The sequence below is a fragment of the Methylomonas aurea genome (genome assembly GCF_024505045.1).
Lineage (GTDB): Bacteria > Pseudomonadota > Gammaproteobacteria > Methylococcales > Methylomonadaceae > Methylomonas > Methylomonas aurea.
This window is the reverse complement of sequence record NZ_JANIBM010000020.1, coordinates 51,001-72,921: the sequence shown is the minus strand read 5'-3', so window position 1 is coordinate 72,921 and position 21,921 is coordinate 51,001. Positions and strand designations below refer to the sequence as shown.

Here is a 21,921-nt window from a genome sequence, read left to right as displayed (position 1 = left end):
TTTTCAATTCTCTCTGCAATATAAATTTGGTCTATCAACTGTATGGCAGCATGCGCGCTACCAATGGCGTATCTGACGGATGCAGGATGGCTGTTTTACGCAGTTGTCTTTTCCGTTTCGTGGTTTTTTTGGTCAAGATGTGGCGCTTATGCGATTGTTTGCACTTGAAACCGCCGGTTCCGGTTTTCTTAAAGCGCTTACCGGCGCCGCTATGACTTTTCAGTTTTGGCATTTGTTTTCTCCAATGTTAAAAATAAAGTCCCTGAGTAAAAACCCAACCAGGCAAAATGCTCGGCCCAATCGAATTTTTCGGGTAAAACCCGATCCACGCTGCAATCCGGCAACGCCATACCGTTTAAAAACGGCAAAATTATTTTTTCTTTTTCGGCCCCATCACCATAACCATTTGCCGGCCTTCCAACTTGGGAAACTGTTCGACCGCGGCCAATTCTTCTAGATCGGTTTCGATACGCTTCAACAGATCCATACCGAGTTCGCGATGGGTAAGCTCACGCCCCTTGAACCTTACGGTGATTTTGGTTTTGTCGCCATCGCTGAGGAACTTGATCAAGCTACGCAATTTAACCTGGTAGTCGCCTTCCTCGGTACCGGGCCTGAATTTGATCTCCTTGATCTGGATCTGCTTTTGCTTTTTCTTGGCAGCCTGTAGCTTCTTGTTCTGCTCGAATTGGTACTTGCCAAAATCCATGATTTTGCAAACCGGAGGATCGGCATTGGGCGAAATTTCGACCAGATCCAGATTCGCATCATAAGCAAGCTGCAAGGCTTCGTTGATTGATATAACGCCGACTTGTTCACCTTCAGCGCCAATTACCCTGACCCGTCTGGCGGTAATCTCGGTATTTAAGCGCGTTGCATCTTTTTTAGAGCTGATACCCTATCCTCCAAGTTGTTATTATTTTCGATCCGCAATCTGCTTTCTCAAACGTTCGCCAAGTTCGCCAATTGACAGACTTCCCAGATCCTCGCCCTGCTGGGTACGCACACTGGCAGACCGAGTTTCTAATTCCTTGTCGCCGATAATCAATAAATACGGCACACGCTGCATGGAATGCTCGCGGATTTTAAAGCCTATCTTCTCGTTTCTCAAGTCTATTTTGACTCTAAGACCTTGTTTTTCAAGTTCTCGACGCACCTGTTCAGCATACTCAACGTGGCGATCGGTGATATTCATGACCACTGCTTGCACCGGGCTCAGCCACAACGGAAAGTTTCCGGCATACTGCTCAATCAAAATACCGATGAAGCGCTCCAGCGAACCGAGAATGGCACGATGCAACATCACCGGGGTATGGCGAGCACTGTCTTCGCCTATGTAACTAGCTTCCAATCGGGCCGGCATCGAAAAATCCACTTGAATGGTACCACACTGCCAAACCCGGCCGATGCAATCCTTCAGCGAAAACTCGATCTTAGGACCGTAAAACGCACCCTCTCCAGGCTGCAACTGCCAGTCCAGCCCTTTGTTGTTCAAGGCCAATTCCAACGCATTTTCCGCCTTATCCCAGACCGCGTCGTCACCGACCCGGTTTTCCGGACGAGTCGATAACTTGATGATGACTTCTTCGAAACCGAAGTCCTTATAGACTTCAAACAACAAATCGATAAAAGTCGATACCTCGGATTGAATCTGATCTTCGGTGCAGAAAATATGCGCATCGTCCTGAACAAAGTTGCGCACACGCATCAAACCATGCAATGTTCCCGAAGGCTCATTGCGATGGCAAGAACCAAACTCAGCCAAACGTACCGGCAAATCGCGATAACTCTTAATACCTTGGTTATAAATCTGAATATGGCACGGACAGTTCATCGGTTTCACCGCATAATCCCGATTCTCGGAATGGGTGGTGAACATCATTGCACTAAATTTATCCCAATGCCCCGATTTCTCCCACAGAGTGCGGTCGACAATTTGCGGAGTTCTGACTTCGCCGTAGCCGTTCACTCGTAATTTTTCGCGGATGTACTGCTCAACTTCTTTATAAATCGTCCAGCCTTTGTCGTGCCAGAACACCATACCCGGCGCCTCTTCCTGGGTATGAAACAAATCCAAAGTCTTGCCGATCTTGCGATGGTCGCGCTTTTCCGCTTCTTCCAGACGGTGCAGATAAGCGGCCAAATCCTTGCCGTCACCCCATGCCGTGCCGTAAATCCGTTGCAGCATTTCGTTCTTGGAATCGCCGCGCCAATAGGCACCGGCGATCTTCATCAGCTTGAACGCCTTTAGCTTACCAGTGCTCGGCACGTGCGGACCGCGACACAAGTCGGTAAAGTCGCCTTGCCGGTACAGAGACAGCTGCTCATTAGCCGGAATCGACGCAATGATCTCGGCCTTGTATTTCTCACCCAAACCGGTAAAGAATTCGACCGCTTCGTCCCGCCCCATCAAAGACCTTTCAACAGGAATATCGGCCGCTGACAATTCCTGCATTTTCTTCTCGATCGCCACGAGATCATCCGGCGTAAACGACCTTTCATAGGAAAAATCGTAATAAAAGCCGTTTTCTACAACAGGACCAATCGTGACTTGAGCACTAGGAAACAGTTGTTTAACAGCCTGCGCCAACAAATGCGCAGTGGAATGCCGAATAACATCCACACCTTCCTCATCCTTGGCAGTGACGATTTGCAGAGTCGCATCTTCTTGGATCTGATAGCTGGCATCGACTAGCCTACCGTTCACCTTTCCCGCCAAGGCTGCCTTAGCCAGACCGGTACCGATAGACAGAGCCACATCCATCACAGAAACTGCATGGTCGAATTGACGCTGAGAGCCATCAGGCAAAGTTATTACTGGCATTTTGGATTCCACAATAAAAAAAGCACCGTCATGCGGTGCTTAGTATTTGGTAGGCGCGAGTGGACTCGAACCACCGACCCCCACCATGTCAAGGTGGTGCTCTAACCAACTGAGCTACGCGCCTGAAGTCTTGTCGTTCGATTCAGCCATTATAACGACGTTAAATTTTCGCGCAAGCTTTTTCTAAGCAACTCGCTGAAACAAGCTGTCACACCGAAGCGGAAACAATCGAACCTGAACTGACGGTTCCAGGATGTTGATTTGCAACTTCGTCCTTTAGCTTGTTTAGAAAATCCGACAACGACGGCTTGCCACCGGTGTTACTGCCACCCACAACATCGACCAAGCGATCGAAGGCCTCCGTAAAAGATTTGTATTTGTCGGAATCCGCCTGATCCGCGCTGGTTAAATCCGCTATCAGATTATCCAATTTAGCAGAAAAATGCAGGTAACCCTGAAAACCCGCGGCTCTGCTCCAATCTCCGCGATCTTTATAGCCACTTTCATCATTTGCCCCATCGGAGATTTGCCGCAATGCCCGCCGCAATTCATGCAAAAAACCATGCAGAGCCTCGCCAAAGTTGGCGACGACTGCCTGAGACGCGGAACGATCGGCGAACACCGGCGATGGGGAATTGGAAGTAACCGCCGGAGCCTCCTGCGCCACGTTCGCACTGGCAAAACCGGATGTCGCGATCGAGTTGGCCGTATCAACCTTAACAGGCGTTTGCACGGATTCAACTACGGAATCCACGTTGACTCCTATCGAGGAACCACTTGCTTCCGCGGCTTGCGCCGTACCGATCCGAGCCAACACGTGCTCCAAATCGCGCAGGAATGTTGCCACCAGCCTCCCCAAGTCTGCCGGTTGGGGATTGGCCCCCTCCTCCGTGCGCTCGGAAGCATGCTCTTCATCGCGGCGATGACTAATGTTTTGCGGGAATTGCAGCCCCAAACCCTCAAATGCACGCTCCACACTTCGCATGAAAAAACCTCCGGCACGCTGTCTATGACCACGGAAACGTTCGGTTTCAGCACTAGGCTGCGATGTCAAAGCATCGGATTTATCCTCGCCACTAGCGTTAGAAATACTGATAGTCGTTCGAGAAATTGAAAGCGATGCCGAGATTGAATTGATGCTGAGCATAAGAAACCCTCCCGCAAAAACAAAAAAGAGGAAGTCAATTTGGCCGTCCGAATTTAACTGGAAAACCGCTACTGGCACGACCAATACTGACCTGACAGCTCAGTTAGCGGCGAAAATTCTGTGAGCTTTAGCAAACAAACAAAAAAAACGAAAATCCAGACTTGACCGCAAACCGGGTACAGACCCTATTGATTGAGCGCAACGGTCGCCCGCAGTATCTATTGTCGTTTACGCCACGACAGAAAAACTCAATCTCCACCGCCCTTGCGCACCATCATGCCTTTCGACGGGTTATAGCCCAAGATCGCCGCGCCAATGAACAGCAAGAACGCGGCGGCGGTGAATACCAACGCCCATTGGTTGAACTGCTCGTACAGCGCGAAGCGGATTAGTTCCACCGCTTGCGAGAACGGGTTGTATTCGGCCAGGGTCGCCAGCAACGGACTGGATTCCTTGATCTTCCACAACGGATACAGCGCGGTGGACATGAAGAACAGCGGAAAAATCACGAAGTTCATCACCCCGGCGAAGTTCTCCAGTTGCTTGATGAACGAGGACAGCAGCAAGCCCAGCGCGCCCAGCATCATTCCACCCAGCACCAGCGCCGGCAATATCCACAGATAGCCCGGCAGCGGTGCCTGAATGTCGTACAGCCAGGCGATGCCGAGAAAGGCGTAGCACTGCAACACGCCGACCGCAGTGCCGGCGATCAGTTTGCTGCACAGCAAGAACCAGCGCGGTAGCGGGCAGACCATCAGCATGCGCATGCTGCCCATTTCCCGGTCGTAGACCATCGACAGCGAGCTTTGCATACCGTTGAACAGCAATATCATGCCCAACAGGCCGGGAGTGATGTAGACCTCGTACAGAATATAAGTCTCGTAGGGCGGACTGATGGCGATGCCCAGCGCGGCGCGGAAGCCGGCCGCGAACACGAACAACCAGACCAAAGGCCGCACCAATGCCGAGACGAAACGTTCGCGCTGATGTAGAAAACGTAGCAATTCGCGGCCGACGATGCCGGCGGTGGCCCGCCAATAATGCACAATTCTCATGCCGGCCCTCCTTTATCGGATTGGGTGAGCTTCTGGAACACTTGGCCGGGATCGGCCCATCCGGTGCTTTGCAATATCTCGGCAAGTTTACCGCTGGCCTTGATCTGGCCCTTGTGCAACACCACCAAGCTGTCGTCGGCATCGATTTCATCGATCAAATGCGTCGCCCACAGCACCGCCAGATTTTGCTGTTTGACCAAGTCGTGGACGTGCTTGACGATGGCTTGCCGGCTGGGCACGTCCAGACCGACAGTCGGCTCGTCCAGCAACAACAGGCTGGGTCTGTGCAACAAGGCGCGGGCGATCTCGACCCGGCGTTTGTGACCGCCGTTGAGTTGCCGAACTTTTTCGCCGCGCCGCTCGTACATATTCAAACGCTCGAGTTCTTCCTGAATCCGCCGGTCGGCGTCTTTTTTGCCGATACCGTGCAGCGCGGCGTGATAGCGCAAATTTTGAGTCACCGACAAGTCCGGATCCAGCGTAGTCTGCTGAAACACAACGCCCAACTTCGCCAGCGCTTGCAAACTTTGCCTTTTGACATCGTAACCGCACAAGGCAATGCGCCCTTCTCTAGCGTCGTACAAACGGGTTATCAGCGCGAACAACGTGCTTTTACCGGCACCGTTCGGCCCGAGTAAGATAGTACATTCGCCAGGCTCGACTTGAAACGCGATACTATCCAACGCCTTCTTGGCGCCATAGGCGAAGCTCAAGCCTTCGATTTGCAGCGCCGCCGTCATGGTTTTACCGCAACGCCCCAGGGGTAACGGCCCACCGCCACCGACTTGGTCACCTTATGGTTTTCCAAATCAATGATAGAAATGTCGTTACTGACACCGTTCGTCGTGTACAAACGCTTTTGATCCGGCGAGAAGGCCAGATTCCAGACCCGCTGCCCAACCAGCAGAAACTTCTCGACTTTATAACTCTGGGCGTCAATCACCGCGACCCGGTTGGCCGGCCCCATCGCCACGTAACCGTAGCGGCGTTGCTTGTCGATGGCGATGCCGACCGGCTGCACCAGATCGCTGCTCAAGCCGGGCACCTCCAGTCTAATGTTCTGGGCGATCTGCTTGCTCGCGGTGTCGATGATGGTCAGCGTGCCGGCCATTTCCGAGGTCGCCCACAGTTGCTGGCTGTCGTCGGTAAACGTTACCGCACGCGGCCGGGCATCAACCAGCGTGTTGTCCTTGATTTGCCGATCGCTGGTATCGATCCAGTGCAGCATGTTGGTAGTTTCCGAGGCGCTAATCGCCCATTGGTTGTTCGGACTGACCGCGATGCCCTCCGGCTCGACCCCGACCTTGATCTTGGCAACTGCCTTTTTGCTGGCGATGTCGATGACTGTGACTTCCGCGTCGTCTTCATTGGACACGTACATCAATTTATCGTCCGGGCTCAGCGCGAAGGTTTCCGGATCTTCGCCGGACGGCAACTTGCCGATTTCCTTCAAGGTAGTGCTGTCCAACATCCGAATCGTGTTGTCGTCGCTGGTAGCGACGAACAAGGTCTTGGCGTCGTGACTGATCGCAATGCCGCGCGGCCGCTGGCCGACCTTAACGGTGTTGACTAGCTTGCCGGCAGCCGGATCGACCACGGCGATTGCGTTATCTTTTTCCAAAGTCACGAAAACCGTTTCCGCCCGTACTACACCAGCGAAGCACAGGGCTGCCGCCATTCCGGCTAGTTTTATCCGATGCATCATACTTTTCCTTGAATAAGCAAACACCAGTTGAATCATTCCCGCTTTACTAGAGCAGGCCAAACCGTCGAGCTCCAAGACTCGGCGGCCGGCAAGTGTAACCCGAAGCTAACCGGGATTTCATCCATTTACAAAAAGGGATTTTTTCCGCTCTTGCTCCAGCCAAGCGTTTGGCAAAGCGCGCGCCGAGCAGCGTTACTATCCGATCAAGCCAGGCCGACGCGGGAATCGGCATCGATCGCTAGCACCGCCTCGACACCTAATCCGGCTGCACCTTAGAACAATAGCCGCACGAGCGGCGCACAGCGAAGATAAGCTACTTGCCGCCGATTGTTATGCAATTCAAAAAATCCGACAGATGCGTTTGTTAACGAATTCGATCTGTGCATCGGAACCGGCGCGCGATAGAATGGAACCATCCACGGACAGCGAGGAAGAGGAATAAGCCATGAAAATTTATTTGATAACAGACGAGCAACTCGAAAATATCGAAAAAAAGCACGATTCGTTAGTTAAAACTCAAACCATGTGCGATTTGATGCTCGATATAGCCTACCAAACCGAAAATTCGGAAACCTTCGCCGCGGCTATCGACTTGGCCAACGGTGAATTGGATAGACTGGAACGGTTTTTCGATTCTTGCGACGTGGTGTTAGATTCCGAAACGCTGCCGGGCTGAGCGCTCGGGAAGTGGGTTATGCGCGTATATCCGACCCATTTTGGCCCACCTTCCGCCCCTCCCCCCCGGCCTTGCCCGCTTAAGAGCCGCAGTAGCATTTAACAAAACGTATTTGCTTCGGCAAAGGTCACTGAACCGTAACCGCCGCCCGACTCAATGCCGATTCTGAGTCCGCCAATTCTCGACTATCCCCTCCACGTCCAGATCGTCAGGCCCTTCGCGCCAGCTGGTGTAATAATCGACGTCGTTACTTTTCGGCTCGGGACTGGGCCGATAAATCTGCACCCTGGTCGGTAACGGCGCTGCCTCGCCCAGTACCAAAGCCTCGCCGCGGCCCAACGAACTCAAGATGTCGGCCAGATCGCCCTCGGCTTCAGGTACCAAACCCCGGATATATTGCTGGTCGTCCGGGTTGGTGGTACGTAAACAAATAAATGAACTGCACTGCGCTAACATCGTTTCGGAAAGTTCGGTCGGCCGCTGGCTGACCACGCCGATCGACACACCGTATTTGCGCCCTTCCTTGGCAATCCGCTCCATCATCTTGCGGGTGCCTTCGAACTGGCTATTTTTTTCACGCGGAATGTAAGCATGCGCTTCCTCACAGATCAGCGTGATCGGAAATTCGCGCCGGCGCGGATTCCAATAGTTAAATTCGTAAGCCAAGCGACCGACCTGGGCCGACACCGCCGGCCGCACGTCGGTTGGCACCGAACTGAGATCGACCACGGTGATATTGGCTTTCTTGTCGCCAAGGCCGACAAACTGGCGCAACAAGCCGGCCATGCTGTCCGACGAATTACGCTTTTTCGGTTTCAACAAAAAATCGTAGCGCACGTCGTTGAACCGGCTTTGCATCCTGACCAAAAATTCGTCGAACTGACCGAACAACGCCCCTTTGGTTTTACCGAAGTCTTTGCGCTCCTCGTTGGCCGCTTTGAATTGCATATACATTTCCGCCAAAGAGAAATAGATCGGCGTGTCTATCGTCACCGAAGCCAAACCGATCGCCTTGGCTTCCTTACGTTTCAATTGCTGCAGAATTTCTCGCATAAACGCCATCTGCATCGACGCGCCGCTGTCGTCGCGGTCGATGAACAAATCGACCAACTCGGCGTAGCTCATCATCCAGTAAGGCATCTCCATGTCCAGCGCATCGACATAATTGACCTGCTCGGCCGGAAACGCCGACTCGATGCTACCGTCGGGACACTTCCAGCAATATTCGCCGTGCAAATCCAGCATGACCATGTGCGTTTTCGGCATCGCCTTCATCGTGTGTTGGATCAGACTCGTCACGGTCCACGACTTGCCGGAACCGGATTGGCCAATGATCGCAAAATGCCGGCCGAACAACGCCCTCGGGTCCAAGCTCAGGTGGTAATCCTTGTGGCTCGCCAACTGACCGATAAAAAATTGGTAATCGCGAAATTTGGAAAAAATCGCGTTGATCTCGCCCAAGCCTACCGCATAAACCGCCGCTCCGGGTGTCGGATAATGGCGCACGCCGCGAATGAACACATTGTTCTCGTTCAGTTCGCCGACCGGGATCAGGGCGATAAACCGATCGCTAGACCGGTTGCCGGCGCTATCGAAGCGATCGCACTCCCACATCTTGAAGACCAACGCCAGCACCCCAATGTGCGACTGTCGGATCACCACGTAGGAGCCGATATGGCCGGCTAGGATTTCCTCGTCGCCTAGCCGAATGATCGGCGCCGCGGTCGAATGCTCTTCGATGATGCGCGCATCCATGCCGTCGCCTCTCACTTCGGTCAAGTGGCCGATCAGAATGTTTTGGGTTTGGTTCATGTGTTCCTCTCGACAAAAGCTGACCGGCTAAGCTTAGCCGAATTTTCCGTCCTTTCGCCTCTTCATCAACCCCAGACTTGCCCAACCCGAGCGCTGGTTTTACGCCAAAACAACACAAAACACCGACAATCCGTATCCAACCACGAAACAGGGTCGACGCAAGCTCCTGAAACTCGGCGACTTCGCTCCGGTCCAATTATTGCTATCATCCAGATTAGGTTGGTCAACGTAACACATGAGGTGAACATGAAAATCGGTATTCCCAAGGAAATCAAACCCAACGAAAACCGGGTGTCCCTGGTGCCGTCCGGCGTGTCCGCGCTGGTCGCCGCCGGACACAGCGTGGTAATACAGAGCGGCGCCGGCACCGGTGCCGGTTTCAGCGACGAACAATACCGTGCCGCCGGCGCCGAGGTGGCCGAAAGTGCCGCCACGGTTTGGGCCGCCGCGGAAATGATCGTCAAGGTCAAAGAACCGATCAAAGCCGAGTGGCCGCTGCTGCGTGCAGGGCAAACCGTATTCACCTTTTTTCATTTCGCCGCCGACCGGGAATTGACCGAAGCCCATCTCGCCTCCGGAGCGACCTGCATCGCCTATGAGACGGTACAACTGGCCAACGGCGAATTGCCGTTGCTGACGCCGATGTCGGAGGTGGCAGGTCGGCTGGCTGTGCAGGAAGGCGCGCATTATCTGGAAAAACTTTACGGCGGCCGCGGCATGTTGCTGGGCGGCGTGCCGGGCGTGTTGCCGGCCAAAGTATTGGTTCTGGGCGGCGGCGTGGTCGGTACCCAGGCTGCCAAAATGGCTGCCGGCCTGGGCGCCCAAGTCACGGTGATGGATTTGTCGCTGGAACGTCTGCGCCATCTCGCCGACATTCTGCCGGCCAACGTGCAACTGTTGTTCTCCAGCCGCCACGCCATCCTGGAACAAATCGCCGAGGCCGATCTGGTAATCGGCGGCGTGCTGGTTACCGGTGCCGCAGCGCCGAAACTAATTCGTAGAGAAGACCTGAAACTGATGCAATCCGGCGCGGTGATCATCGACGTTGCGGTCGACCAAGGCGGCTGCGTCGAAACCACGCGCCCGACCACGCACGCCGAGCCTATTTATTTGGTCGACGGCATCGTCCATTACGCCGTCGCCAATATGCCGGGCGGCGTGCCGCGCACCTCGACGCTGGCGTTGACCAACGCTACGCTGCCTTATGTTCTGCAATTGGCAAACAAAGGTTGGCAACAAGCCTTGCGCGACAATCCGGCACTGTTGAAAGGCCTTAACGTGGTAGAGGGTCAAGTCAGCTGCGCCGGCATCGCCGAAGCCTTCGCCATGGATCATGTCCCGGCCGAGCGCTTCATCGGCTGACGGCCGGCGCCAATAACCGACCCAAGATACTTAATTCGGAATTCGGCAAATGGCTCTGTATGCGATAGGCAGCATCAACGGCAACCACCTGGCATTGCAAAGTTTGCTTAGCCAAATCGGATTCAACCCAGCCGCAGACCGTATTTGGCTGGCCGGTAATTTAGCGGGCGACGATGAGCAAACGCTGGAGGTTCTGCGCTTTGTAAAGAGCTTGGGCAAAAGCGTGGTCGCGGTATTGGGCGAACGCGACCTGCAGTTATTGTCGGCCGCGTCCGGATTCGGCGATCAGGTTACCGGATTAGAGCGGATATTGGCGGCGCCGGACCGGGACGAGTTATTGAAATGGCTACGGCAACGCAGCCTGATCCACCACGACGCCAAATTGAACTACACGTTGGTGCACGCCGGTATTCCGGCGGAATGGAGTTTCAGCCAAGCCATCACCTTTGCCTACGAGGTCGAATCGGTACTATCGCAAAGCCAATATCAGGCCTTCCTGGAAAATCTCCGCCAAGACCAGTCGCGCTGGCATGCAAAACTGCGCGGCTGGAAACGGCTGAATTTCATTGCCAACGCCTGTACTCGGATGAAATATTGCAGCGAAGCCGGCAAACTCGACTTCGGCGCCAGCGGCCCGGTGTCGGCGCAAAGCTCCGGCCTGATGCCTTGGTATCGGTTACCCGACCGTCAGACCGGCCAATTGCGTATCGTATTTGCCGACGACGCCGGCTTCGAGGACCGGGCTGGTTTCGGCGTTTGCCCGTTGCCTGGTGTGAGCGCGCAAATCGCCGTTCGTCTGGCGGATGAATAAGGAGCGCTGTTTTGCAAACGGGGTTCGTGTCGACTTGAAGAGAACGAGACCGGCGGTGCGAATGCTTACAGCAGGTGCTTGATCGCCTGCCTTTCTTCCTTCAACTCCACCTCGTTCAGGCGCAAGCGTTCCAGGCTGAATTCATTCAAATCCAGACCTTTCACGATTCTAATCTGGCCGTCTATCACTTGAACCGGGAACGAATAAACCAGTCCCTCTTCGATGCCGTAACTGCCGTCCGAAGCCACGGCCATACTGACCCAATCCCCCGGATCGGTGCCCTCCGCCCACAGCCGCATGTGCTCGATTGCGGCATGTGCCGCCGAAGCCGCACTGGATTGGCCGCGCACTTTGATGATTTCGGTGCCGCGGTATTGCACCGTCGGAATGAACTCGTTAACGAACCAATCGTGCTCAACCAAAGACAAGGCATCCATGCCTTTGACTTTGGCGTGGTGCAAATCCGGATATTGGGTGCAAGAATGGTTGCCCCACACCGTGATGTTTTTGATGTCGCGGCTCAATACCCCGCATTTTTCCGCTACCTGACTGATGGCCCGCTTGTGGTCGAGCATCGTCATCGCGGCGAAACATTCCGGCGCCAGATCAGGCGCATTATGAATCGCAATCAACGCATTGGTGTTAGCCGGGTTACCGGTAACCAAAACCTTGACGTTGCGGCTGGCCACTTCATTCAAGGCCTTACCTTGGTTGATAAAAATCTGGGCGTTGTCCAACAGCAAATCGCTGCGCAACATGCCAGGACCGCGCGGTTTGGCGCCAACCAAAAACGCGTAATCCACGTTATCGAACGCCACCTTCGGATCGTCGGTGATGACGACTTTGTTCAACAGAGGAAAAGCGCAGTCGTTCAATTCCATGACCACGCCTTGCAATTGTTTCATCGCCGGCGGAATTTCCAATAACCGCAACACGATCGGCTGGTCCAAGCCCAACAACTCGCCCGCCGCCAAATGAAACAGCAAGGAATAGCTAATCTGACCAGCTGCTCCGGTTACAGCGATATCAACGGGGGTTTTCATCTGGGTTCCTCATCTTTAGATTGGACTGATCCGCCCCTGCCGGGGCGGTTAGCCGTTTCAATATGACATAAAGTTTTTGCTCTAACAATCTCTAATTCCGGCTTTATTCGGCCGGTTCCGATTGTGCAGCGGGCAAAACAAACTTCGGTATAATGCCGGCACCCAATCCCCAGCGTCGCGGATTTCAGCGTCTTTTATCAGGTAGGTTAATGAAAAAACTACTCTTCCAATTCGACACCGATGCCCACCCTTCCGTATTCGACACCGTAGTGGCTTATGACGGCGGCGCGGACCACGTGATCGGCCATGGCAATCTGACACCGGATAACGTCGGCGCCTTGGTCGACGGCGCCATATTCACCCGCGCACCCAAGGACAAGAAAAATACGGCGATATTTATCGGCGGCAGCAATATGGAGGCCGGCCAAAACCTACTGGCCGCGGTACAAAAACATTTCTTTCCCGGTTTTCAAGTTTCGGTAATGCTGGACAGCAACGGTAGCAATACCACCGCTGCTGCTGCCGTCGCCAAACTGGCAGGCAGCGCGCCGTTGGCCGGCAAAAAAGCCGTGGTACTGGCCGGTACCGGTCCGGTCGGCCAGCGGGCCGCAGCGATGATGGCGCTTGAAGGCGCACAGGTCAGCATCACCTCGCGCCACATTTTCAACGCCGAAAAAGCCTGTTTCGCGATGAAAGAGCGCTTCGACGTCGACATTACTCCACTGGAAGCCGGCGATTACGATAGTCGCGCCGCTGCGATCGCCGACGCCAACATCGTTTTGGCGACCGGAGCGGCCGGCGTGGAATTGCTGAAACCCGAGCATTGGCGTGATAACCCTCACTTACAGTTACTGGCAGACGCCAATGCCACACCGCCGGTCGGTATCGGCGGCACCGACGTGATGGATAGGGGCCGGGAGCGGCACGGTAAGATCGTCTGGGGGGCAATTGGCTTCGGCGCCTTGAAACTGGCCCTGCATCGGGCCTGTATCGCGAAACTCTTCGAAGACAACAAGCAAGTATTCGACGCCGAAATCATTTTCGCGCTCGCCAAGGAAATGGCATAGGTCTTTGCCGGCCGTGATCCTCGCCGCCGAATCCGCCGAGCGGGCAACTGCGCAGGCCATGTTTCAGGCCGGCTTGGCCGCTGCCGATCCCCACGCCTGCGTCAGAAAGTATCTGCATTTAACGGACGCAGGGATCGCCATCGGCTGCGGCGATAACCTCCGCTCCGGCACGTGGCGGCGAATTCATCTGCTGAGCTTCGGCAAAGCCGCTTGCGCCATGGCCAACGCGGCCACTGAAGTCATTCCCGAAAATTGGCTGGCAGCACCCGGTATCGCCATCACCAACTACGAGAACGTCGTCGCGGTCAACAAGATTCAGGTCTTCGGCGCCGGCCACCCATTACCCGACCAGGCCGGCCTACAAGCCGCGGAAAACTTGATCAATCGCCTCAAGCCCGTCCAAGCCGGCGAATTGGTACTGGTGCTGGTCTCCGGCGGCGGTTCGGCGCTGCTACCCTGCCCGGTCGCCGGCGTCAGTCTGGCCGATAAACTCGCCACCACCCAGTTGTTGCTGGCCTCCGGCGCCGACATCAACCAGATCAATTGCGTCCGCAAACATCTATCCCGCTTGAAAGGCGGCGGATTGGCGCGTTTGACCGCGACCGCCGATCTGCATGCCTTGGTATTATCGGATGTGTTGGACGATGACTTGAGCGTGATTGCCAGCGGCCCCACGGTACCGGACGACACCACTTTCGCCCAAGCGATTGAAATTCTGCAGGCTTACCGGGTATGGCCGCAGCTTCCGGACAACGTGAAAACCCATTTGCGGGCAGGCAGCCGCGGCCTGCATGCCGAAACCCCTAAATCCGGCGACCCAATTTTCGAAAATGCCGGCCACGATTTGATTGGCAGCAACGCATTGAGCGTCGATGCAGCCGTCGCTGCAGCCAAGTCCTCCGGCTATGCCGCCGAACTGTTCAGCAAACAATTAAGCGGCGAGGCCCGGCTGGTGGCCGAACAGTTGTGTCGACACGCAGTGACAATATCGCGCGATCTGCATCAACCGCTCGCAATCATCGCCGGCGGCGAAACCACTGTGACGCTGCGCGGCACAGGCAAAGGCGGCCGCAATCAGGAACTGGCCCTGGCATTCGCGATCGCGGCCGAGACCTATGGCTTGCATTGTGGGTGGACTTTTCTTAGCGCCGGCAGCGACGGCCGCGACGGTCCGACCGATGCCGCCGGCGCCATCGTCGACCGCGGCAGCCTTACCCGCATCCGCGCCGCGGCTATCGACCCGACGGCGATGCTGAACGATAATAACGCTTATCCGGCGCTGGACGCCGCCAACGATTTAATTAAATGCGGCGCGACCGGCACCAACGTTGCCGACTTGCAAATTCTGCTGCTGCATCCCAACGCATAACCCGAACCTTACCAGGAGACCAACATGTTTAAGCAGTCAATGACCATCGCCGGTTTTGATGACGAATTATTCCGGGCCATTGAACAAGAACGCCAACGCCAGGAAGACCATATCGAACTGATCGCTTCGGAGAACTACGCCAGCCCGCGGGTAATGGAAGCGCAGGGCACCTTGCTGACCAACAAATACGCTGAAGGCTATCCGGAGAAACGCTATTACGGCGGCTGTGAATACGTCGACATCGTCGAGCAATTGGCCATCGACCGCGCCAAGGAACTGTTCGGCGCCGACTACGCCAACGTGCAACCCCATTCCGGTTCGCAAGCCAATATGGCGGTATTCATGTCGTTGATTCAACCCGGCGATACCATCCTCGGCTTGAGTCTGGCGGATGGCGGCCACTTGACTCACGGCGCCAAACCCAACTTCTCCGGCAAAATCTATAACGCCATCCAATACGGCTTGAACAAAGACACCGGCGAAATCGATTACGAGCAAGTCGAAGCGCTGGCTGTGGAACACAAACCCAAATTGATCATCGCCGGCTTTTCCGCCTATTCCAGAATCTGGGACTGGCAGCGTTTCCGCGACATCGCCGACAAGGTCGGTGCCTATTTGGTGGTGGATATGGCCCACGTCGCCGGTCTGGTCGCCGCCGGTTTATACCCCAATCCGGTACCGATCGCCGACGTCGTCACCAGTACCACCCACAAGTCGCTCCGCGGCCCGCGCGGCGGCTTGATATTGGCCAAGCACAACCCGGAACTGGAGAAAAAGATCAATTCCAACATCTTCCCTGGTATCCAGGGCGGCCCGCTAATGCACGTCATTGCCGCCAAAGCTGTGGCCTTTAAAGAAGCGATGACGCCGGAATTCAAAACCTATCAGCAACAAGTCGTCAAAAACGCACAAGCGATGGCCGAGGTGTTCATCAAGCGCGGTTACGACGTGGTCTCCGGCGGCACCGACAACCATCTGATGCTGGTTTCGCTCATCCCGAAAGGCATCACCGGCAAAGCCGCCGACGCCGCATTGGGCCGCGCCCACATCACCGTCAACAAAAACGCGGTACCCAACGACCCGCAATCGCCGTTCGTCACCAGCGGCATCCGCGTCGGCACCCCTGCCCCGACCTCACGTGGCTTTAAAGAGGACGAGGTCCGCGAAGTCGCGCATTTGATGTGCGATGTGATGGATAACATCGAAGATGAGAGCGTGATTGATGCGGTGAGGGAGAAGGTGCATTTGTTGTGTGCTAGATTTCCGGTTTATTCGGCGGAGTAAGAGTTAGCCAATATTAAGTTACCTAGTGATTTGTCACTGCCGCGAGAGTCGATTTATTGACTCGGCCTCTGATGATTGAACGTTTTTGCCGGAACGCCGATAAATACGCCTACTTTGTCAATGCCAGCACTAGGTGAGTTAAAACGTCATGTTGCCGAATCTGGAGAAGTCGGGGCTCGGCCCGAATAGCCGAGACCGCCTGCCTCATGTCGCTGCAGCCAGCGTTCGGCTGACAGAGGCTAAAATGCTTGCAGTTCGGTTAACCGGCTAGTTTGTTTTGTCTCTACCCTCAAAGAAAAGTATCGAAATGAAATGACACCCGGAAATACTATATTCTCCGCCCTCGGCAGCTGTTGAGAGAGGTTGACGAAAGGAACGCCCCCTTCGTCAACGCAGTACGACCCTACACCGCCCCAACAAGCGGATTCGCTCAAACGCTCCGTTTACGCGGCGCGGCATCCGGGAATTGGCAACGTCGCGAATTTAGCTCCATGGTTCCGCGTGGCGACGCGGATTCAAAGGAAGGCACCACATAAAACTAACAACTCTCGGCACGTCGATGCCAGGACCGCGGATATCGGCGACTTAGGGTATAACCCGAATAGTCGCCAATCATTATTGTTCCATCATAGAGCCACAGCCGAGTTGCCCCGCTTCTGCCGAGAACAGCCCGGCAAAATCACCAAATAGCGAATGATTTTCGCCGGTAATCTTGCGATATATTTCAAACTAAGCGTAATTCCCCCTGAAGCACTAGGTCTTTTGGTGTATAAGTCCCTGCCCCGTCCATCTGGAACAAGAAGAACAATTAAGAGATGCCGTTTATGAGAAACATCGTTTTATTCAACGACAAGCAGCACAAATTCGTTCTATTGAACGAGAGCGAGCCGGGCGAGGAAGAAGGCATCCGCTCCAACCAGTTTTTAGCCATGCATAACGGCGACGGCGTACTGCTTGATCCGGGCGGATTCGGCGTCATGCCCAGCGTCTTGACCGAGCTGTTGCACCATATCCGGACCGACCGGATCAAAGCCATCGTATTGGCTCACCAAGATCCGGACATCGTCGGCGGCCTCGCCACCTGGATTGAGTTGATACAGGTGCCGATTTATGTCTCCAGTATCTGGCTGCGGTTTCTGCCGCATTACGGTATTACCGACATGACCCAATTCGTCGGTGTGCCGGATTGCGGCATGGACTGCGAGATTGCCCCCGGATTTACTTTGCAACTGCTGCCGGCGCATTTTCTGCATTCAGAAGGCCAGATCAACGTCTACGATCCGGTTTCGAAAATCCTGTTTACCGGCGATATCGGGGCGGCGATGCTGCCGGCCGAGATCGAATACGAATTCGTCGACGACTTTGCGGCACATCTGCCCTATATCGACGCCTTCCACCGCCGCTACATGGGTTCGAACAAGGCGGCGCGGTTATGGGTCGACGCGGTTTCGGCACTGGATATCGCCATGATCGCACCGCAGCACGGTCCGATCTACCGGGGCCGGGCAGTGATGGAGTTTCTGGAATGGTTTCGACAACTGGAATGCGGTATCGATTTGATGGAAAAAAGCGGTTATTTCCGCAGGGAGAAATAGCCATGCTCCGTTCCGGACAAGCCGCCGGCCCGCTAGCGTACCCGACGCGCGCTGGAACCGAGCAGGATCGGTTTCCGCAGGACATGCAACAACTGCGCAAGCTGGTGATCGCCGAACTTACCGCTTTGCTGGAAAGCCAGACCCGGACCCGCATTTTCGCCAGCAGCATCAGCAATCAAATCCTGCGCGAACACGGCGCAATGCTTGCCGAGATCCGCGCCAGTCTGGATTTGGTCGGCGACCAAGGCGCCATGAGCCGGTTGCTGCAGACCACATTGTCGAGATGCGCAAACCTGGACCAGGCATTCGTCAAATTAACCAACGAACGGCAGCGGCAATGGCGAAAAAACGGCGCGCAATTGCAGCGCGTCATCGACGATTTCAACGCCACTACCCAGTATCTGGCGTCGGTCTTGGTAGAAAAAGATTTGTTCGAGCGCCAAAGCAGCGTGCTCGAAAACATTATCCTGTCCCACGAAAAGGTGTCGCAGTGGAAGGAGTTTGTGCAGCAAATACTGAGCGGCTTCCACTCGATATTTCCGTTCAATTTCTTTTTCATCGCCTTTGCCGAACAAAACGAGCTATCGCTTTACTTCTACTATATGGGCGATTACAGCGACGAGATTCGCGGCATGGTGCGCAGCAAGACCACCAAGGATTTGTTGATGCAACTGGCCTTGCCGGACGATGCTCCACTGAATATCGAGGAATTCACCATTCCGGCCAAAAACAGCAAATTGCTGACGATCGAAGAGGTCAAGCTGATTTCGGTCGCGGTCCCTGAACATACTCCGGGACTCGCCGGCTTGCTGGGCGTGGCCTTCGCTTCCGTGGTGCCTTTGAGCCACCAGGAACAGAGCATCATCCGCTCGCTGCTGTCGGTCATGGTCATGATCGTCGGTTCCAGCAAGGTGCTGAGCCGGACTCTGTCCGAGCTGGAATACTATTCGACCCACGACCCGCTGACCGGCATCCACAACCGGCGCTATTTCAACGATATGCTGGAATACGAAATTCCGCGTTCCGAACGGCACAACCACGAATTCTCGGTTTTGTTGCTGGATTTGGATGACTTCAAGGACATCAACGATTCCTACGGTCATCCGGTCGGCGACAGCGTGTTGATCAAAATCGCCGCGACCATCAGCAGCCGGCTGCGAAAAGGCGATATCCCGGTGCGCATGGGCGGCGACGAATTCGCCATCATCTTGCCGGAAACCCCGTTGCAAGGCGCCAAAGACGTCGCCGAATCGATCAGGAGCGGCCTGCACGGCATGAGTTTCGAAACCCCGGACGGCAAAACCTTTCATGTCAGTACCTCGGTCGGAGTCATTTGTTACCCCAGAGACGCACAAAGCGTGTCGGATCTGATGAGCGGTGTCGATATTGCGCTTTACCGGGCCAAGCAGTTAGGTAAAAACGAAGTATGCGTGTTCGATGCCGACGCCAACACCCCGCAAGCGCTGCAAGACAGCCGCAGTTTTGTCGAAGAACTGCGCCAAGCCTTAACCGAAGACCGATTCCAACCCTATTTCCAGCCTATCGTAGATTGCAAGACCGGAGAAATTTTCGCTTACGAGTCGGTCGCGCGACTGTTCAGAGCCGACCAGACCACCGTAGCCGCGGGTACGTTTATCGAAACGATCGAGAAATACGGCCTTAGCCGGGAACTGGACCGGATCATCGTCCGTAAAGTGATCGAAGCCAACAAAGCCAACATCATCCTGCACGGCGCGCCGCAACGGCTGTTCATCAATCTGTCCGCCCAGGAAATTCAGGGGCGCGGCATTCTCGGCTTTGCCGAGCAGCTCTGCGAACGCCTTGGCGTTCCGCCCAGTAGCATCGTTTTCGAAATTCTGGAGCGCGATGCGATCGGCGACATGAGCCACATGGGCAAGTTTCTGGCGAATCTGCGCAAACAAGGTTTTGCCTTCGCATTGGACGATTTCGGCAGCGGCTATAACTCTTTCCACTACCTGCGGGAATTACATTTCGAATACGTCAAAATCGACGGCGCTTTCGTCCGCAACATTGTCGACTCCAAAATCGATCTGGCCTTGGTATCCAATCTGTCGCGCCTGTGCCGGGACTTGGGAACTTTGACCATCGGCGAATATGTCGAGTCGGCCGAAATTCTGGCGGTTTTACAGGACATCGGCATCGATTACGCTCAAGGCTTCTATTTGGGCATACCCAAGAGTTCGCTGCCTTAGCTTCCCGCCAATTGCTGCGGCAACGCCCGTGGCGGCTTAGCCCGCAGTTGGCGTCGCGCCGGCACCGCCCAATCGCTGCACGGCCTCGCCAATCGACCAGCCCCGACGCCACCGTTATCCGCCCACGAGGATCGGGCGCTTTCCGCAAGCTCAGCTTTGCATAGGCAACCCGACCCTGCCTGCAATACAATAGCGCCCTACAACCGGCCGCCCGGTCCGGTTGCGTTTTGTTTCAACCCAACCGCATATCCACATGAGCAAAGATATCCGCATCCAGCGCCTCAGCGGCGAAGCCTTGGTTCAATACATCCCGGAATTGGCGCGCCTGCGCATCGAAGTATTCCGCGATTTTCCTTACCTGTACGACGGCGATTACGAGTACGAGAAAAAATACCTGCAAACCTACATCGACTGCCCGGACAGCGTAATTGTGCTGGCCTTCGACGGCGACAAGATCATCGGCGCTTCGACTGCGATCCCGCTGAAATACGAAACCGACGAGGTCAAAAAGCCGTTCGTCGAACACGGCTACAACCCGGACGAGGTATTTTATTGTGGCGAATCGGTATTGAACAAAGCCTACCGCGGCTTGGGTATCGGTGTGAAGTTCTTCGAACAGCGCGAAGCCCACGCGGCAGACCTGGGCGGCTTCAAACACATCACCTTCTGCTGCGTCGAGCGCCCAATCGACCATCCGCGCCGGCCGGCCGACTACGTGCCGCTGGACGCGTTCTGGAACAAACGCAGCTATTTCAAGCATCCGGAGCTGAAGACCACCTACTCCTGGAAGGATCTGGACGATGAAGCAGAAACGCCCAAGCCGATGACATTTTGGTTGAAGGAGGAAGGCAATGCCTAAAGTCGCCAGCGCCCAATACGATATCGGCTTCCTGGAAACCTGGGAAAACTTCGAAGCCAAGGCCCGCCGCTGGGTCAAGGAAGCCGCCGATAACCAGGCCGATATCCTGCTGTTCCCGGAATACGCCTGCATGGAATTGGCCTCGCTGTTCCCGCCGGAAATCTACCAGTCTTTGTCGGGCCAGTTGGAAGCCCTGCAAAGCTTGTTGCCGCAGTACCTGGACTTGTTCAAATCCCTGGCCGCGCAACACCGGGTTTACATTCAGGCCGGCACTTTTCCGGTCAAACACGACAACGGCGAGTTCCGCAACCACGCTTATTTCTTCACCCCGCAAGGCGACGTCGATTTTCAGGAAAAATTGACGATGACCCGCTTCGAAAACGAGCAATGGCATATTTCCCGCGGCCTGGAAATTAAGGTATTCGATACCGTATTCGGCAAGGTTGCGATCAACATCTGCTACGACAGCGAATTCCCGCACTATGCCCGCCAGCAAACCGAACGCGGCGCCACCTTGATTCTGGTGCCGAGCTGTACCGATACCGAGGCCGGCTATTACCGGGTCCGAATCGGCTGCCAGGCCCGCGCACTGGAAAACCAATGCTACGTGGTACAGGCCTCGCTGGTCGGCAATGCGGAATGGTCGGAAGCGGTCGATGTCAACTGCGGCGCCGCGGCGATCTACACGCCGGTGGACCGGGGCTTCCCGAACGACGGCATTTTAGCGATCGGCGAATACAACAAAGCACAATGGGTCTACGCCGACCTCGACCTGGCCTCGGTGGAAACCGTGCGCAACGTCGGCCAGGTGTTCAATTACCGCGACTGGCCGAAACAGTTCGATTGCCGCTAAAACCGTTCCCATCAGGCAACGGCGCGATGCCGGCGCGCCATTGTCGCTTCAGCGGGAGGATGGCAAACATTCCTCCGTAACTTGAGTCGCATCTGAACCAGCTATACGCCGACGCAAAAAGGATGCAAACCGGTGTTAATGCATTTGGCGATGAAAGAAAAAGGCCGGTTTTGCGGATTGCAATCAACCGAAAACGATCAATAACCAGCCACTGGTTTTGAGTACGCGACTGATTTTGTTGTAATC

Annotated in this window: 19 protein-coding genes and 1 tRNA gene; 10 read left to right on the top strand and 10 right to left on the bottom strand. The window is 55.2% G+C overall.

From position 1 onward, the window contains the following. Positions 1-34 precede the first annotated feature (34 nt). From rpmI to NP603_RS14220, 8 genes are all read right to left on the bottom strand, one after another. Positions 35-232 (bottom strand): 50S ribosomal protein L35, encoded by a 198-nt coding sequence (gene rpmI, locus NP603_RS14255; RefSeq protein WP_054761633.1) that lies wholly within the window; start codon positions 230-232, stop codon positions 35-37. A 138-nt stretch (positions 233-370) separates the two neighbouring features. Beyond that, a complete protein-coding gene (infC, locus tag NP603_RS14250; RefSeq protein ID WP_256611577.1) occupies positions 371-895 on the bottom strand; it encodes a translation initiation factor IF-3 in 525 nt (174 codons plus the stop codon). 21 nt (positions 896-916) lie between these two features. Next, a complete protein-coding gene (gene thrS, locus NP603_RS14245) occupies positions 917-2,824 on the bottom strand; it encodes a threonine--tRNA ligase (RefSeq protein ID WP_256611569.1) in 1,908 nt (635 codons plus the stop codon). A 47-nt stretch (positions 2,825-2,871) separates the two neighbouring features. Beyond that, positions 2,872-2,948, bottom strand: a tRNA-Val gene (locus NP603_RS14240). 84 nt (positions 2,949-3,032) lie between these two features. Then, positions 3,033-3,971 carry a hypothetical protein gene (locus NP603_RS14235; protein WP_256611568.1) on the bottom strand — a complete coding sequence of 313 codons (939 nt, stop codon included), beginning with the start codon at positions 3,969-3,971 and terminating at the stop codon, positions 3,033-3,035. Positions 3,972-4,219: 248 nt separating this feature from the next. Then, positions 4,220-5,026 carry a lanthanide ABC transporter permease protein PedC gene (pedC, locus tag NP603_RS14230; RefSeq protein ID WP_256611567.1) on the bottom strand — a complete coding sequence of 269 codons (807 nt, stop codon included), beginning with the start codon at positions 5,024-5,026 and terminating at the stop codon, positions 4,220-4,222. Continuing rightward, positions 5,023-5,766, bottom strand: a complete 744-nt coding sequence (gene pedB, locus NP603_RS14225) for a lanthanide ABC transporter ATP-binding protein PedB/LutE (protein ID WP_256611566.1) — start codon at positions 5,764-5,766, stop codon at positions 5,023-5,025. The genes pedC and pedB overlap by 4 nt, the downstream gene beginning before the upstream one ends. Further along, the gene (locus NP603_RS14220) at positions 5,763-6,728 is read right to left on the bottom strand and encodes a PQQ-dependent catabolism-associated beta-propeller protein (RefSeq protein WP_256611576.1); all 966 of its coding nucleotides are present in this window, start codon (positions 6,726-6,728) and stop codon (positions 5,763-5,765) included. The genes pedB and NP603_RS14220 overlap by 4 nt, the downstream gene beginning before the upstream one ends. A gap of 448 nt (positions 6,729-7,176) precedes the next feature. Here NP603_RS14220 and NP603_RS14215 point away from each other — a divergent pair, with 448 nt between their 5' ends. Beyond that, complete coding sequence (locus NP603_RS14215; RefSeq protein WP_256611565.1) at positions 7,177-7,407, top strand: hypothetical protein; 231 nt, start codon at positions 7,177-7,179, stop codon at positions 7,405-7,407. 153 nt (positions 7,408-7,560) lie between these two features. Here the strand turns inward: NP603_RS14215 and NP603_RS14210 are convergent, their stop codons facing one another. After that, a complete protein-coding gene (locus NP603_RS14210; protein WP_256611564.1) occupies positions 7,561-9,219 on the bottom strand; it encodes an ATP-binding protein in 1,659 nt (552 codons plus the stop codon). 246 nt (positions 9,220-9,465) lie between these two features. Here NP603_RS14210 and ald point away from each other — a divergent pair, with 246 nt between their 5' ends. Further along, a complete protein-coding gene (gene ald, locus NP603_RS14205; RefSeq protein ID WP_256611563.1) occupies positions 9,466-10,581 on the top strand; it encodes an alanine dehydrogenase in 1,116 nt (371 codons plus the stop codon). Between the two features lie 49 nt (positions 10,582-10,630). Then, positions 10,631-11,392, top strand: a complete 762-nt coding sequence (locus NP603_RS14200; protein WP_256611562.1) for a symmetrical bis(5'-nucleosyl)-tetraphosphatase — start codon at positions 10,631-10,633, stop codon at positions 11,390-11,392. Positions 11,393-11,457: 65 nt separating this feature from the next. On the opposite strand, the gene NP603_RS14195 is transcribed toward NP603_RS14200, so the two are convergent. Beyond that, positions 11,458-12,435, bottom strand: coding sequence for a malate dehydrogenase (locus NP603_RS14195; RefSeq protein ID WP_256611561.1), 978 nt, complete (start codon positions 12,433-12,435; stop codon positions 11,458-11,460). Between the two features lie 209 nt (positions 12,436-12,644). Here NP603_RS14195 and NP603_RS14190 point away from each other — a divergent pair, with 209 nt between their 5' ends. The 7 genes from NP603_RS14190 to NP603_RS14160 all read left to right on the top strand — a co-directional run bounded on the left by NP603_RS14190 (position 12,645) and on the right by NP603_RS14160 (position 21,675). Then, positions 12,645-13,502, top strand: a complete 858-nt coding sequence (locus tag NP603_RS14190) for an NADP-dependent methylenetetrahydromethanopterin/methylenetetrahydrofolate dehydrogenase (RefSeq protein WP_256611559.1) — start codon at positions 12,645-12,647, stop codon at positions 13,500-13,502. Positions 13,503-13,515: 13 nt separating this feature from the next. After that, positions 13,516-14,871: a glycerate kinase type-2 family protein gene (locus NP603_RS14185; protein WP_371928865.1), complete on the top strand. Its 1,356-nt coding sequence runs from the start codon at positions 13,516-13,518 to the stop codon at positions 14,869-14,871. Positions 14,872-14,895: 24 nt separating this feature from the next. Beyond that, positions 14,896-16,155: a serine hydroxymethyltransferase gene (gene glyA, locus NP603_RS14180; RefSeq protein ID WP_256611558.1), complete on the top strand. Its 1,260-nt coding sequence runs from the start codon at positions 14,896-14,898 to the stop codon at positions 16,153-16,155. Between the two features lie 824 nt (positions 16,156-16,979). Next, the gene (locus NP603_RS14175) at positions 16,980-17,750 is read left to right on the top strand and encodes an oxygen-binding di-iron domain-containing protein (protein ID WP_256611557.1); all 771 of its coding nucleotides are present in this window, start codon (positions 16,980-16,982) and stop codon (positions 17,748-17,750) included. A 2-nt stretch (positions 17,751-17,752) separates the two neighbouring features. Further along, the gene (locus tag NP603_RS14170; RefSeq protein WP_256611556.1) at positions 17,753-19,963 is read left to right on the top strand and encodes a putative bifunctional diguanylate cyclase/phosphodiesterase; all 2,211 of its coding nucleotides are present in this window, start codon (positions 17,753-17,755) and stop codon (positions 19,961-19,963) included. Positions 19,964-20,216: 253 nt separating this feature from the next. Then, positions 20,217-20,822: a GNAT family N-acetyltransferase gene (locus NP603_RS14165; RefSeq protein WP_256611555.1), complete on the top strand. Its 606-nt coding sequence runs from the start codon at positions 20,217-20,219 to the stop codon at positions 20,820-20,822. After that, positions 20,815-21,675 (top strand): carbon-nitrogen hydrolase family protein, encoded by an 861-nt coding sequence (locus NP603_RS14160; RefSeq protein ID WP_256611554.1) that lies wholly within the window; start codon positions 20,815-20,817, stop codon positions 21,673-21,675. Before NP603_RS14165 ends, NP603_RS14160 begins: the two co-directional genes overlap by 8 nt. Positions 21,676-21,921 lie beyond the last annotated feature (246 nt).

What these genes read in the sequence shown, in the direction of transcription:
- NP603_RS14215 (WP_256611565.1), top strand. Translation starts at nt 7,177, where the DNA reads ATGAAAATTTATTTGATAACAGACGAGCAACTCGAAAATATCGAAAAA.
- NP603_RS14220 (WP_256611576.1), bottom strand. Translation starts at nt 6,728, where the DNA reads ATGCATCGGATAAAACTAGCCGGAATGGCGGCAGCCCTGTGCTTCGCT.
- NP603_RS14160 (WP_256611554.1), top strand. Translation starts at nt 20,815, where the DNA reads ATGCCTAAAGTCGCCAGCGCCCAATACGATATCGGCTTCCTGGAAACC.
- NP603_RS14195 (WP_256611561.1), bottom strand. Translation starts at nt 12,435, where the DNA reads ATGAAAACCCCCGTTGATATCGCTGTAACCGGAGCAGCTGGTCAGATT.
- glyA (WP_256611558.1), top strand. Translation starts at nt 14,896, where the DNA reads ATGTTTAAGCAGTCAATGACCATCGCCGGTTTTGATGACGAATTATTC.
- NP603_RS14165 (WP_256611555.1), top strand. Translation starts at nt 20,217, where the DNA reads ATGAGCAAAGATATCCGCATCCAGCGCCTCAGCGGCGAAGCCTTGGTT.
- NP603_RS14190 (WP_256611559.1), top strand. Translation starts at nt 12,645, where the DNA reads ATGAAAAAACTACTCTTCCAATTCGACACCGATGCCCACCCTTCCGTA.
- NP603_RS14210 (WP_256611564.1), bottom strand. Translation starts at nt 9,219, where the DNA reads ATGAACCAAACCCAAAACATTCTGATCGGCCACTTGACCGAAGTGAGA.
- ald (WP_256611563.1), top strand. Translation starts at nt 9,466, where the DNA reads ATGAAAATCGGTATTCCCAAGGAAATCAAACCCAACGAAAACCGGGTG.
- pedC (WP_256611567.1), bottom strand. Translation starts at nt 5,026, where the DNA reads ATGAGAATTGTGCATTATTGGCGGGCCACCGCCGGCATCGTCGGCCGC.
- pedB (WP_256611566.1), bottom strand. Translation starts at nt 5,766, where the DNA reads ATGACGGCGGCGCTGCAAATCGAAGGCTTGAGCTTCGCCTATGGCGCC.
- NP603_RS14200 (WP_256611562.1), top strand. Translation starts at nt 10,631, where the DNA reads ATGGCTCTGTATGCGATAGGCAGCATCAACGGCAACCACCTGGCATTG.
- NP603_RS14170 (WP_256611556.1), top strand. Translation starts at nt 17,753, where the DNA reads ATGCTCCGTTCCGGACAAGCCGCCGGCCCGCTAGCGTACCCGACGCGC.
- NP603_RS14235 (WP_256611568.1), bottom strand. Translation starts at nt 3,971, where the DNA reads ATGCTCAGCATCAATTCAATCTCGGCATCGCTTTCAATTTCTCGAACG.
- NP603_RS14175 (WP_256611557.1), top strand. Translation starts at nt 16,980, where the DNA reads ATGAGAAACATCGTTTTATTCAACGACAAGCAGCACAAATTCGTTCTA.
- rpmI (WP_054761633.1), bottom strand. Translation starts at nt 232, where the DNA reads ATGCCAAAACTGAAAAGTCATAGCGGCGCCGGTAAGCGCTTTAAGAAA.
- thrS (WP_256611569.1), bottom strand. Translation starts at nt 2,824, where the DNA reads ATGCCAGTAATAACTTTGCCTGATGGCTCTCAGCGTCAATTCGACCAT.